The 12,665-nt window shown below is 72.1% G+C and carries 9 protein-coding genes; 2 read left to right on the top strand and 7 right to left on the bottom strand.

The annotated features are described in order from the left end of the window. Nucleotides 1–45: 45 nt before the first annotated feature. From ACFQ7Q_RS25125 to ACFQ7Q_RS25105, 5 genes are all read right to left on the bottom strand, one after another. Nucleotides 46–1,524, bottom strand: coding sequence for a long-chain fatty acid--CoA ligase (locus ACFQ7Q_RS25125; RefSeq protein WP_383558930.1), 1,479 nt, complete (start codon nucleotides 1,522–1,524; stop codon nucleotides 46–48). Nucleotides 1,525–1,567: 43 nt separating this feature from the next. Further along, nucleotides 1,568–3,280, bottom strand: a complete 1,713-nt coding sequence (locus ACFQ7Q_RS25120; RefSeq protein ID WP_383558928.1) for an aldehyde dehydrogenase family protein — start codon at nucleotides 3,278–3,280, stop codon at nucleotides 1,568–1,570. Between the two features lie 108 nt (nucleotides 3,281–3,388). Beyond that, complete coding sequence (locus ACFQ7Q_RS25115) at nucleotides 3,389–4,693, bottom strand: MFS transporter (RefSeq protein WP_383558927.1); 1,305 nt, start codon at nucleotides 4,691–4,693, stop codon at nucleotides 3,389–3,391. 141 nt (nucleotides 4,694–4,834) lie between these two features. Continuing rightward, complete coding sequence (locus ACFQ7Q_RS25110; protein ID WP_383558925.1) at nucleotides 4,835–5,758, bottom strand: TauD/TfdA dioxygenase family protein; 924 nt, start codon at nucleotides 5,756–5,758, stop codon at nucleotides 4,835–4,837. Nucleotides 5,759–5,910: 152 nt separating this feature from the next. Continuing rightward, entirely contained in the window at nucleotides 5,911–6,516 is a 606-nt protein-coding gene (locus tag ACFQ7Q_RS25105; protein WP_383558923.1) for a TetR/AcrR family transcriptional regulator, read from the bottom strand. Between the two features lie 252 nt (nucleotides 6,517–6,768). On the opposite strand from ACFQ7Q_RS25105, the gene ACFQ7Q_RS25100 reads away from it, so the two are divergent. Together ACFQ7Q_RS25100 and ACFQ7Q_RS25095 are read left to right on the top strand one after the other, a co-directional pair. Next, the gene (locus ACFQ7Q_RS25100) at nucleotides 6,769–7,386 is read left to right on the top strand and encodes a TetR family transcriptional regulator (RefSeq protein ID WP_383558922.1); all 618 of its coding nucleotides are present in this window, start codon (nucleotides 6,769–6,771) and stop codon (nucleotides 7,384–7,386) included. An 89-nt stretch (nucleotides 7,387–7,475) separates the two neighbouring features. Next, the gene (locus tag ACFQ7Q_RS25095; protein WP_383558920.1) at nucleotides 7,476–9,149 is read left to right on the top strand and encodes an acyl-CoA dehydrogenase family protein; all 1,674 of its coding nucleotides are present in this window, start codon (nucleotides 7,476–7,478) and stop codon (nucleotides 9,147–9,149) included. A 51-nt stretch (nucleotides 9,150–9,200) separates the two neighbouring features. Here ACFQ7Q_RS25095 and ACFQ7Q_RS25090 read toward each other — a convergent pair whose 3' ends face one another. Continuing rightward, on the bottom strand, nucleotides 9,201–10,958 hold the full coding sequence (locus ACFQ7Q_RS25090; RefSeq protein WP_383558918.1) for a methyltransferase: 1,758 nt from the start codon (nucleotides 10,956–10,958) through the stop codon (nucleotides 9,201–9,203). Between the two features lie 141 nt (nucleotides 10,959–11,099). After that, complete coding sequence (locus ACFQ7Q_RS25085; protein ID WP_383558917.1) at nucleotides 11,100–12,311, bottom strand: 4-hydroxybenzoate 3-monooxygenase; 1,212 nt, start codon at nucleotides 12,309–12,311, stop codon at nucleotides 11,100–11,102. Between the last annotated feature and the right edge of the window lie 354 nt (nucleotides 12,312–12,665).

Genomic DNA, 12,665 nt, shown 5'->3' with positions numbered 1-12,665 from the left:
CGACGTGGGGGCCGGGCGCCGCCTGCCGGCGGCGCCCGTCATGGGTCACACGTCGCCGAATACGATCTCCCGCTTGAGGATCTTGCCGGTGGCGCCCTTCGGCAGCGCCTCCACGAGCTTGATCTCCCGCGGGTACTTGTACGGTGCCACACGCTCCCGTACGAACTCCCGCAGTTCGTCGGTCGTCACGTCCGCCCCGGGGCGCGGGGCGACCGCGGCCGCGACCTCCTCGCCGAGGGTCGGATGGGGCAGGCCGAAGACCGCCGCCTCGGCGACAGTGGGGTGTTCGTACAGCACCTCCTCCACCTCGCGCGGGTAGACGTTGAAGCCACCGCGGATGATGAGGTCCTTCTTGCGGTCGACGATGTAGTAGTAGCCGTCCTCGTCGACGCGTGCGAGGTCTCCGGTGCGCAGCCAGCCGTCCCGGAGTGCCTCGGCGGTGGCCTCCGGACGGCCGAGGTACCCCTTCATGATGTTGTGGCCGCGCACACACAGCTCCCCGACACCGTCGTGAACGTCGATCAGGCACAGCTCGACGCCCTCGATCGGAGTACCCACCGAGCCTGCCTTGCGCGGGCGGTCGAGGTGGTTGAAGCAGGCGACGGGCGAGGTTTCCGACATCCCGAAGCCTTCCAGCACCGGCGTGTCGAAGGCCTTCTCGAAGCCGTGCAGCACCTCCACGGGCAGGGACGCACCGCCGGACACGCACAGGCGCAGGGTGGCCGTGTCATGTGTCTCGGACTGCGCGGTACGAGCGGTGAGCAGTGCGGCGTACATGGTGGGCACGCCGGCGAAGACGGTGACGCCCCGGTCGTGGACGGTCCGCAGTGCATCGGCCGGGACGAAGCGGGTCATCAGGGTGAGCCGGGCCCCCGCTGCGACGGCGGCGTTCATCGCGCAGGTCTGGCCGAACGCGTGGAACAGCGGCAGGCAGCCCAGGATCACGTCCTCGGGAGTGAGGCGGAAGAGCGAGCGCGCGCAGATCTCGGCGTTGCGCAGCAGGTTGGCGTGGGTGAGTTCGGCGCCCTTCGGGGAACCGGTGGTCCCGGAGGTGTAGAGCAGGACGGCGGTGTCGTCGTCGGCACGAGGCTGCGGGCCCGCCGGCTCCGGATGCCCGGCGAGCAGTTCGGTGAGCGTACCCGCGGAGAGCGGGACCACGGCCGCCGCGGTGCCTTCGGCGCCCCGCACCGCGTCCGCGGCGCACATCTCGTCGGCGAACAGCAGCACCGCGCCGGAGTCCCGCAGGTAGTGGGCGATCTCCCGGGGCTTCAACAGCGGGTTCATGGGGACGACGACGGCACCGGCACGCAGGATGCCGTGGTAAAGGACGGGGAAGTCGAGGGTGTTGGGCAGCATCACGCCCACCCGGTCGCCCGGATTGACGCCCCGGCCGGTGAGCAGCGCGGCGCACCGGCCCGAGAGGGTGTCCAGTTCGACGTAGGTGAGAGCGCTTGCGCCCAGCTCGACGGCGGTACGGGGACCGTGCTCGGCGGCGGCGCGCCGGAGGTTCTCGGCGAGGTTCATGTGACTGCTTCGGGTCCGAGGGAGGTGTCTTGGGGCGGAGGTGTCAGCCGCGCAGGGCGGAGGCGAAGAGGCCCGGGAGCTTGGCGGCGGATGGTGCGGCCGTGAAACGGGTCAGCCGCTCGAGGGTCGTCAGGGCTGTGCGGTTGGTCGCGAAGTGCGGCGGACGCGGCGCCAGTGACGGCGAGCCGGTGAACAGGCCGCGAGGGGCGGGCGCGAACGGCGAGCGGACCACCGTCTTCTCGATGTCCTCCAGCAGATACGCGTTGTGCACGAAGCCGACGCCGCTGCCGATGTCCTGCCGGGTGTGGCCGGGGTACGCGCCCCATGGGGTGTACCCCAGCAGGAAGCCGATCGCGCACCAGGCGTTGACTCCGACGGTGCCGTAGCGCAGCCCCGCCACGGCGGAGTCGACGGCGGCGCGGTGGGCACGCTCGGTCCCGGGGTGGACGATGAGCGTCGCGCCCAGGGTGCCGGGCAGCCTGTCGTTGGCGAAGTCCACGGCCTCGCGGAGGAACACGTCCGCGTCGGCTCCCGGCAGCCGGACGACGCCGAGCGCGCTGCCGAACACCTCGTCGGTGAGCATGACGTCGTCCTCGACGGTGAGATCGGGGACGAGGACCCGGCAGTTCCCTTCACCGAGCACCTCCGCCTGGGGATGGGCGGCCCGGACCGCGTCCAGCCTGCCCTCCGCGCCCGGGTAGTAGTCGGTGCGCGGCGGCAGTTCGCGCAGCACCCGGCGGATCTCGCCGAGCAGCCGGTCACTGCCCTCCCAGTCACGGGGCAGGATCAGGATCTGGCTGGCGACGCAGTTGTGCCCCGAGTTGTTCATCTTGCTGGTGACGATGTGCTCGGCCTGGTACCGGAAGTCGGCGGCGCTCCAGTCGCCCGGCGCCACGATGCACGGTGTGACACCCCCGAGTTCGCTGCTGAAGGGCTTGGCGTTCAGCGGCCTGTCGGTGCGGCGGCGTTCGGCGGCCTGCTCGTCCGTGCCCCACACGATCGCGTCGTGGGTACGGTCGCTCCCGGTGACATGGATGGAGTCGACGAGGTCGTGTGCGGCGAGGTAGCCCCCGACATCCGCGCCTCCGTCGACGAAGCGCAGCCAGCCCTGGTCGACGAACTCGCCGAGCACGTGCTCGAAGTGCGGGCGGAGGTAGGCGTTGACCGGGTTCATCTTGGCGATGACGGTCTGCCCCTCGGCGTAGAGCTTGTGCAGGATGTCGAGCGGGGTGATGGCCGCGACATTGCCCGCGCCCAGCACCAGCGCGACGGCTGGTCGGCCGGCGCGTCCCCGGTACTCCCCGGCGGCCCTGTCGAGGACCTGCCGCGCCGTGGTGCCGGGGAGGGCCCACACCTGGGCGCTGGTCCCGTTCTGCAGCAGCGTGTCCCAGCCGGTGGCGGGGAAGACGTCCACGACGGCGCGCCCGTCGCGCTCGTGCACGGCCCCCGGGTCGACGGGGGGCTTGCCGGCGGCGATCCGGCGCAGCACGTGCAGATGGGCGCTCACCCCCTGGGCGAGGGCCCACGGGGCGCCGATCCAGTCCTCGGCGGCCCACGGGGAGTCGGGGGCGAAGCCCTTGGCCGCGGCTGCGTCCGCGACCATCGCCGCCGCGCGTGCGGCGATCCGCGGCAACATGCGCTCCAGCAGCGGTATCCGCTCGGCGATCGGCGAGGCCGTCCAGGTCTCGGCGCCGGCGCGCAGTTCGGCGACGGCGCGGTCCAGCTGTGCGGTGTCGAGGGCGGTGACGGAGGTCATGCGCTTTCAACTCCTGGTCGATGGTGGGGATGGCCGGAAGGGTGGGCGGGACGCTGCGCTGCGCCGTCGAGTGCGCGGCAGTGCTTCCTGCGCCTTCGCCCTGGAGGATCAGGCGCGCAGCCGGGCCCGGTCGCGGGACGGGTTGACGAGGGTGGCGGAGAGCAGCCCACCGACGAGCAGCATCGCGCCGGTGATGATCACAGCGTTCTGGTAGCCGTCCGGGCCTTGCCTGTCGACCATGATTCCGATGATGGCGGGAGCGGCCAGCCCCGCCGTGGTGACCACGGCGTTCATCACGCCGAGGGCCCCACTGGCACGGCCGGGCGGCGCGAGTTCGGAGACGGTGGTGGCCGCGACGGCTGCGTAGGATCCGGCGAGGCCGAATCCGATGGCGAGCAGCGCGGTCTTGGCGCCGGCGCCGTCCACCAGAGGCACACCGAGGCATGCGACCGCGCCGAGGGTGAGTGTCGCACCGCCGACGCCGCCGCGCGCCCACTTGGTGCTGACGCCACGCCGCATCAGCGATCCGGTGACTCCCGCCTGCGTCAGCAGGACGACCGCGCCCATCACCCACGGGAGCACCACGAGGCGGCCGGCTTCGGCGGAGGAGTAGCCGAGTCCGTTGTGCAGGTAGGAGGGCAGCCAGACCAGCATCAGTGCCACGGCCCAATAGCACGTGAAGTACGCGGCGGTGACGGCCAGCCAGGTGGGGGTGGAGAAGATGCGCCGGTAGGTGACGCGCTCGTCGGCCGCTTCGGGGGTCTCGGCGCCGGCCGGTGCGTCAGCGGTTCGGTGCGGTCCGGTCCCGCCGAGGAAGTGCCAGGCCACCGCCCAGATCAGTCCGATGGCGGCGAGCGCCCACAGGGCCGTGCGCCAGTGGTGGTTGTCGATGATCCACGTGAGTCCGGGGGCCGCGGTGACCACGCCGAGGGTGACTCCGAGGGTGACCAGGGCGCCGGGCAGGTTGCGCCGTTGGTCGGGGAACCAGCTGAACGTGGCGTGCTGGGCGACCGGGAACGCGGGACCCTCGGCGGCGCCGAGCATGATCCGGGAGCCGATCAGCACGGCGAGCCCGCCGCCGATGGCGGGCGGCACCTGGGCCACCGACCAGAGCAGCGCCATGATCAGGATCACCGTGGTGGGCCGCACCTTGTCGGCGTACAGGCCGACCACGACGGCGGCGATGGAGAAGAGCAGGAAGAACGCGCTGTTGGCGAGGCCGAACTGGGTGGCGCTGAGGCTCAGATCCGCACGGATCTCGTCGGCCGCCAGTCCCAGCACGGACTTGTCCGCGAAATTGATCATCATGAACACGACGAGCAGACCGGTGACGGTCCAGGCACGGGACCTGGTACCGCGGCCTGCCGACGTCGGATCGCCGAGCTGTCTCGACGTGGTGTCAGCGGCGGTCACGGATCCTCCGGAGGGGTGCGGCCGGCGTCGTTGCCGGGCGGGGAGGGCGAGAGGGCAGGGGAAGGGCAGGAAGGACTTGAAGGACAGCGGGATTCGAGGTCCCGGGGCCGGCTGCCGGCCCCGGACCGGGAATGCGCGGGATCAGGAGAGGGGAACGCCCTCGATCGCGATGCGCTCCATCACCCGGCGTCGCGGGTAGTAGTCGTTGATCGCGTAGTGCTGGGTGGCGATGTTGTCCCAGATCGCGATCGAGTCGGCCTCCCAGCGGAAGCGGATCTGGTACTCGGGGATGCGGGCCTGCAGCACCAGCTCGTCCACCAGCTCACGGCTCTCGGCGTCCGAGAGGCCGACGATGCGGGTGGTGAAGGGCTCGTTGACGTAGAGCGTCCTGCGACCGCTGCGCGGATGGCGCACGACGACCGGGTGCTCGACCTGCGGCCAGTTCTCGCGGAAGGCCGCCTTCTGCTCGCCGTTCATCAGAGCGCCCCAGCTGGGCTCCCAGTCGTGGACCGCGGTGAGGTTCTCGATCCGCTCCTTGAGCTCTTCCGAGAGGTTGTCGTACGCGGCGCCCATGTCCGCCCACATCGTGTCCCCACCGGCGGCCGGGACCTCGATGGCGCGCAGGACCGAGCCGAGGGCCGGGTTGACCATGAACGAGTGATCGCTGTGCCAGATGTTCTTGTTCCCCTTGGACTTGGCGTCCTTGGCGAGCCGGGACACCCCGGCGTGCTCGGTCCCGGGGAAGAACGGGTTGGGCTCCGGCGAGCCCCAGAGGCCGGCCAGCGCGAGCTGGTGCTCGGCCGTGAAGCCGGTCTGACCGCGAAAGAAGATCACCTTCCACTCCAGCAGCGCCTGCCGCAGCTCCTCGGCGAGAGCCTCGCCGATCCCCTGCGTGAGGTCGACGCCGCCGAGCACGGCACCGAAGTGCGGAGTGAGCGGGGTGATGTCGAGGATCTCGTACCGGGTCTCCGGGGTGCCGGGCGACATGCGGTCGAGCACACGTGTCCCGTAGTACATCAGGGGCTTGTCGAGTACGGGCTTGGGGGCGGCGACGGTGGCGTCCATGATCCCTCCGAACGGCTCGAAGATTCGATACCGGCAGTATTGATATGCGCCGACGCCGTCGGCAAGGGGTTGCGGCCACCAAATTCAAAACTGCCGGTAACGAATTCCTCGCCCGAGAAACCCGCCGGGTACAGACCGAGGAGGAAGCCCCGTCAGGGCGCGGCGCCGACGGCGCGCCCGATGAGGTCGACCACCGCGTCCACCAACCGCTCGTCGGGCATGCGCTGTTCGGCGATCATCCGGAACAGCAGCGAGGCGGCGACCAGCGTCACCGCCGCCTCCACGTCGATACCGGGGTCGACGTCGCCGCGCACGATCCCCCGCTCGAAGATGTTCCGCGTCTCCGCCGCGACCCGCGCGGTGTACTCCCCGTACGCGCCGCGCTCGGCGCCCGCGTCGGCCGCGGTGCCGATCACACCGGCCAGCAGCCGGTCGACCCCCGGAGTGCGGTACGCCTCCAGACGCGCCGTGAGCACGGCTCGCAGCTCGGCACGGAAGTCACCCATGTCCGGAACGGTCAACGGACCGACCCGCGACTCGGCGGCGGCGATGACGAGGTCCTGCTTGGTCGGCCATCGCCGGTACATCGACGGCTTGCTGACCCCGGCCCGGGCGGCCACCGCGTCCATCGTGACCGCGCCCATGCCCTGCTCGGCCACCAGCGCGACCACGGCGTCCAGCACCGCGCGGGTGACCCGCTCCTCCCGGGGCCGCCCAGGACCTCGCCCGCTACCCCGCCCCACCTGCTCGTCGACCATGCCCTGACCCTACGGGCGCCGACGATGATCATCCACTCCGTCGGCGCAGGCCCGTCGACACCCACCGGGCCGCGGCCTTCCCCGCTCCCTCATCGCGGCCGAGCCGGTCACCGCGCACCGCGGCCGTCCGACAGCGAGGCCTGACGACGGGACGCGGCCCCGGGCACATGCGCCGGGGTCGCGTCCCGCATCCGGCCCGACAGGGCGTGCCCGCCTCTGGCGTGAAGGTCTGAACGGTGATTCACTGCTTCTATGGCATACCGCAAGACCCCGGCCGAGCTGGCCCGGCTCAGCAGCGCACGGGAGCATCTGGTCCAGCAGGCCACCGACGTCGTGGCCGATGTGGGCTGGGCGCAGGCCTCGGTGAACGCCGTCGCCGCCGCGGCCGGCATCGCGGCCGGCTCGGTCTACCAGCACTTCCCGTCCAAGACGGCGCTGGCCGTCGAGGTCTTCCGGCGCGCCTCCGGCCGTGAGGTCGAGGTGCTGGGCGAGGTGCTGCGCAGCCCGGGTGATCCGGTCGAGCGTCTCGCGCGAGGCGTCGAGGTGTTCGCCCGGCGGTCCCTCGAACGCCGGGGACTGGCCTACGCCTTGCTCGCGGCCCCCGCCGAGCCCGCCGTCGGCGCCGAGCGCCTGGAGTTCCGGCGCCGGTACCGAACGCTGTTCGCCGAGGTCGTGAGCGAGGGGGTGGCCTCGGGCGTGCTGCCGCCCCAGAACCCGGAGGTCACCGCCGCCGCCCTGACCGGTGCCATCGGCGAGGTGCTGGTGGACCCGCTCGGCGCCCCCGACGGGGACTCCTCCGACCGGCTCATCGCCGAGCTGACCGCGATGTCCCTGCGCTGCCTGGGCGCCGGGCAGGCCCCGGCGGGCTGACCGGCCGCACCCGACTCGCACGGACCACGACCGCACCGCCCTTCCCGACGGCTCCGCCCCTCCTCCCGACGACCCCGAAGGACACGCCCATGACCAGCACCACCGACACCCGGCCGGTCAGCAACCCCACCGCCCGCACCCACGACGTGACCAACCAGGCCCCTCCGCTGGTCGGCCACGACGTCGCCGAGGACCCGGTCCTGCTGGAGGGGGTGCGTCGTGAAGGCGCCGAGTGGTACCTCGACGACCTGCACCGGCTCGGTCGTCGTACCGGCAGCGAGGAGGTGCAGCGCTGGGCCGAGGAGGCCAACCGCCACGAGCCCGTGCTGCGCACACACGACCGCTACGGCAACCGCGTCGACGAGGTCGACTTCCACCCCTCGTACCACGCCCTGATGGACGTCGCGATCGGCGAGGGTCTGGCCGGCGCGCCCTGGGCCGACGAAAGGCCCGGCGTCCACGTGGCGCGCGCGGCGGGCTTCATGGTGTGGAGCTCCGCCGAGGCGGGACACGGCTGTCCGGTGTCGATGACGTACGCCGCGGTGCCGGCGCTGCGCAACTCCCCCGAACTGGCCAAGGAGTACGAGCCGCTGCTGACCGGCCGCGTGTACGACCCGGTCCTCAAGGCGCCCGGCGTCAAGGGCGGTCTGCTCGCCGGGATGGGCATGACGGAGAAGCAGGGAGGAACCGACGTACGGGCCAACACCACGACGGCCGTGCGGACGGCCGACGGGAGCTGGCGGCTGCGCGGGCACAAGTGGTTCACCAGCGCCCCGATGAACGACCTGTTCCTCGTCCTCGCGCAGGCGCCGGGCGGCCTGTCCTGCTTCCTCGTCCCGCGCGTGCTGCCCGACGGCAGTCGCAACACCTTCCGCATCCAGCGTCTGAAGGACAAGCTCGGCAACCGCTCCAACGCCAGCAGCGAGCCCGAGTTCGACGACACCGTGGCCTGGCTGGTCGGCGCCGAGGGCAAGGGCGTGCGGACCATCATCGACATGGTCACCATGACCCGCCTGGACTGCATCCTCGGCTCGGCCTCCGGCACGCGCGCCGCCCTCGCGCAGGCCGCCCACCACGCCCGCCACCGCTCGGTGTTCGGCGCCAAGCTCATCGACCAGCCGCTCATGCGCAACGTCCTGGCGGACCTGGCCCTGGAGTCGGAGGCCGCCACCACCCTCGCCCTGCGGGTCGCGGGCGCGACCGATCGCGCCCAGCGCGGCGACGCCGGCGAGCGGGCGTTCCTCCGGCTGGCCACGGCTGTCGGCAAGTACTGGGTGTGCAAGCGCCAGCCGGCGGCCGTGGCCGAGGCCCTGGAGTGCCTGGGCGGCAACGGCTACGACGAGGCCTCGGGCATGCCCCGGTTGTACCGGGAGGCGCCCCTCAACGGCATCTGGGAGGGTTCGGGGAACGTCAACGCCCTCGACGTGCTGCGGGCGCTGCTCCGGGAGCCGGAGTCGCTGGCGGCCTTCCGCGCCGAGGTGGAGTCGGCGGCGGGCGCCGACGCCCGGCTCGACGCGGCCTGGCGGGAGGTGCTGGGCGAGCTGGCACGACCGGAGGACGCCGAACTCCGCGCCAGGCGCCTGGTGGAACGCCTCGCCCTCGTCCTGCAGGGCTCCCTGCTCGTACGACACGCCCCCGCTCCGGTGGCGGACGCCTTCTGTGCCTCCCGGCTGGCCGGCGACCGGGGCCTGGCCTTCGGCACCCTGCCGACGGGCACCGACTTCCCGGCGGTCCTCGATCGCCTGCCCGCCGGTCTGGGATAGCGGCGGCACCTGGAGGGGGTCCCGGGTTCCCCCTCCAGGTGGACCGGCACGTCAGATTCTGCGGGCGTGGAGGGCGTGGGCGCCCAGCGCGAGCGGGGTGTGGCCGACGAGTTCGAGGCCGTGGTCCTCGAACAGCCGGGCGTAGTGGTCGACCGTACGCTCACGGCCTCCGGTGTTGCACATCATGTGGAGGTCCCACGCGGTGGCGAGCGAGGGGGTGTCGTCGGCCGGCAGCAGGCGCTCGACGACGAGGAGGTCCGCGTGCCGGGGCATGGCGTCGGCGCAGTGACGCAGGATGCTCCGGCAGCGGTCGTCGTCCCAGTCGTGCAGGACGCGGGAGAGGATGTAGACGTCGGCGCCCGGGGGTACGTCCGCGAAGTCACCCGCCCGGTAGGCGCACCGCTCGCCCACATCGGTGGCGGCCAGGTACGTGCGCGCCGCGGCGAGGACCTGAGGGCGTTCGAGGAGGATGCCGCGCAGGGCGGGGTGGGCGGTCAGGATGCGGCCGAGGAGTTCGCCGGTGCCGCCGGCGATGTCGACCACGGTGCGAGAGCGGCCCGGGGCGGCGGCGGCGGTCAGGACCGGGTGCGAGGGGAGGGCATCGAACATGGCGGCGCTCGACACCATCGACTGGTCGAAAAGGGTGGCCAGTTCGGGGTCGCGGGCGAAGTGGTCGAAGTGGTTCTCGCCGTAGAGGTGCTCGAAGCCGGGCTGTCCGCTGCGTACGGTGTGGGTCAGGTGGGCGAAGGACTGGTAGAAGGGGCCGCCGTACATCAGCGCCAGGGGCCGCATCGAGCCCGGGGCCTCCGCGTCCAGGAGTGCGCCGACGCCGGTGAGGCGGAATCCGTCCGGGCCTTCGGAGACCACACCGAGCATGGCGAGGTACCGCAGCAGGGTCGCCAGGCTGTTCGGGTCGGCGCCGACGGTCCGGGCCAGCTCCGAACTGTCCACCCCGGTGCGGCGGTTCATGGCCTCCGGTAGCCGAAGCCGCGCGCAGGCCGCCAGGGCCTGGGTGGACCAGGCGCCGGTCAGCAGCCACAGGAGCGCTTCCGCCGGCTGAGGTTCGCCTGCCCGTCGCGCGTGCCCCGCCGGGGCGAGGGGCCGCCCGAGGTGCTCGGACAGTACGTCCCGGTGGTCTCCGCTCGCGTAGAGCTCGACGCGCCGGTACGCCGTCTTCGTGTCGGCGGGGGCGGTGAAGTAGAACACCGTGCCGTCCTCGTGCGGGTTGTACCCACCCCCGTCGGCAACCGCGCCGTGCCGCGCGAAGCTCGCCAGCAGCCCGCGCAGCACCAGCGGGTCGGGCCGGGCGACGTCGAAGGCGAGGTGCGCCTCGTGGTCCAGGCGGCGTTCCTCCGCAGCGATCCCGGACAGCCCGGAACCCGGTGGCACCGTCAATGCGAACACCTCGACCGCCCGGTGTTCTTCGGCGGGGCCGCGGACCCCGGGACGGAGAATCCTTACGTCAAGATCCGCGGGCTTACGGCGGTGACGCGCCGCGAGGCGTTCGCGCACGACGACACTGGGTTGCGCCTGCGCGTCGGCGGGCAGGCCGCATGCCGCCAGGTCCGTCCGCAGCGTCTGCTCGTCGGGCGGGAACACGAGCACGGCGGCGTGCGCGAAGTCGCATCGGTCCGTCAGTGCCCGCAGTTCGGGACCGTCGAGGCCGGGCAGCACACGTGAGAGCAGGACGGACGTGTCCTGCTCCCGGACGAACGCGGCCGTCGCGCTCAGCCGCTCCGCGTCGTCGCCGGCGTTCGCCGCCGTCCTGCTCGTGGGCGTCGTGGTCGCCGTCGTCGTGGTCGCGGGCATGGTGAAGGGATGTTCGGAATGCATTCCCTGTCCGTGTGTGAAGGAGGAAGCCCGGGCCCGGCCACCGGAGCACGCCGTGCACAGGCACGGGCAGCCCGGGGCCAGGCCCGGAACGGGACGAAAGAAGGAAGAAGGGGTCGGTCAGATGCCGACGTAGTTCTCGGCGAACCAGTCCTGTTGGGTGCGCGAGGTGCGCAGCGAGGCGATCCGGGAGTGGCGCAGACGCTCCTGGAAGACGGAGGCACCCTCGGAACCCGGTGCGTCGTGCAGGAGGCGGATCATCCAGTGCGAGAACTCCTGGGCGCGCCAGATGTGGGCCAGGCACCGCTCCGAGTAGGAGGCCAGGGGCTCGGGGTCGCCGTGAGCGAGGACCGCGGTCAGGGCCCGGGCCAGGATCTCCGCCTCCAGCACCGCGAGGTTGGCGCCCTTCGCGGCGGACGGGCTGATCAGGGCGGCGGCGTCGCCCACCAGGAACAGCGAGCCGTGGCGCAGCGGTTCGAGCACGTCGGACTCGAGGTCGACGACGGCGCGCTGGACGAACCGGCCGCGCAGCAGGGGTCCGTACTCGGTCGCGCGCATGCGCAGGTCGAGCTCGTCCCAGATCCGGTCCTCGCTCAAGGCGTCGACCCGGGTGCCGCGTTCACACTGCAGGTAGTACCGGGTGATCTCGGCGGAACGGGCCATGTGCCCGGCGAATCCGCGCGGATGGGTCGCGTAGCCCACGGCGTCGATGCTCGGCGGCGCCTCGGCGAGCAGGCCCAGCCAGGACACGCCGTGGTCGCGGCGGTGGCGGTGGACCCTGTCCGGCGGCAGCGAGCGCCGCCCCACCCCGTGCCGGCCGTCGCAGGCGGCGACGTACCGTGCCCGCCACCGTCCGGGGCGCCCGTCCCCCTCCCGCACGGTCACCGCAGGGGTGGGGCCGTCCGCGTCGGTCACGGCGACCGCCTCGGTGTCGAATCGGATCCGCCCCCCTGCGTCGACGAACCGCTCCAGCAGATCGGAGACCAGCTCGTGCTGCGGATAGACGGTGTGCGGCTCGCCCCGGCCGAGCCCTCGGTAGTCCAGGCGGAAGCGGCCGTCCTCGGTACGGAACTCGCAGACGCTGTGCTCCTGCCCGCGTCGGCGCAGGCCCTCGTCCAGACCGTTGCGTTCGAGGATCCGCACGGTGTTCGCGGCGAGGAAACCCGCCCGCGCACGGTTCCGGACATGGTCACGACCGGCACGTTCCACCACGACACAGTCGATGCCGCTGCGAAGTAAGAGGTTCCCCAGGACCAGTCCTGCCGGACCGGCCCCGAGGATGACCACATCAGCCGAGTGCTGGGCGACCCTGGCGTACTGACTCTCTGTCACAACGGTGGATCATAGGCACTGGAAAATATGTGGACCGTCAAATATCACCCGAATGCGCGACAAGATGCGAAAAGGATTCTGCCCTCGCCGAGGAACGCGTAGAGCGCCCTGGACCCCGCCGGTCACGGCAGCCGCTCGCATCACCTCGCCGCCCGACGGCAGCGCGCTGAGCCGATGGGGTCGAAACCCTGCCGGGTACCCCGTCCGCACCCCTCACGGACAGCGGTGTTGCGATGATCCATGTCACTGTCGTGGGACCTTCAGAAGGCCACGGCGCAGCCCTTAGCGTTGCCGAAACGAGCCGGGCGCGACGCGGGCGAGTGCCGCTCCCACGGCACGACGTACGCGGGGACG

The sequence above is a fragment of the Streptomyces sp. NPDC056527 genome (assembly GCF_042794475.1).
Lineage (GTDB): Bacteria > Actinomycetota > Actinomycetes > Streptomycetales > Streptomycetaceae > Streptomyces.
The sequence above is the reverse complement of the archived record's forward strand: the minus strand, read 5'-3'. Positions and strand labels throughout refer to the sequence as shown.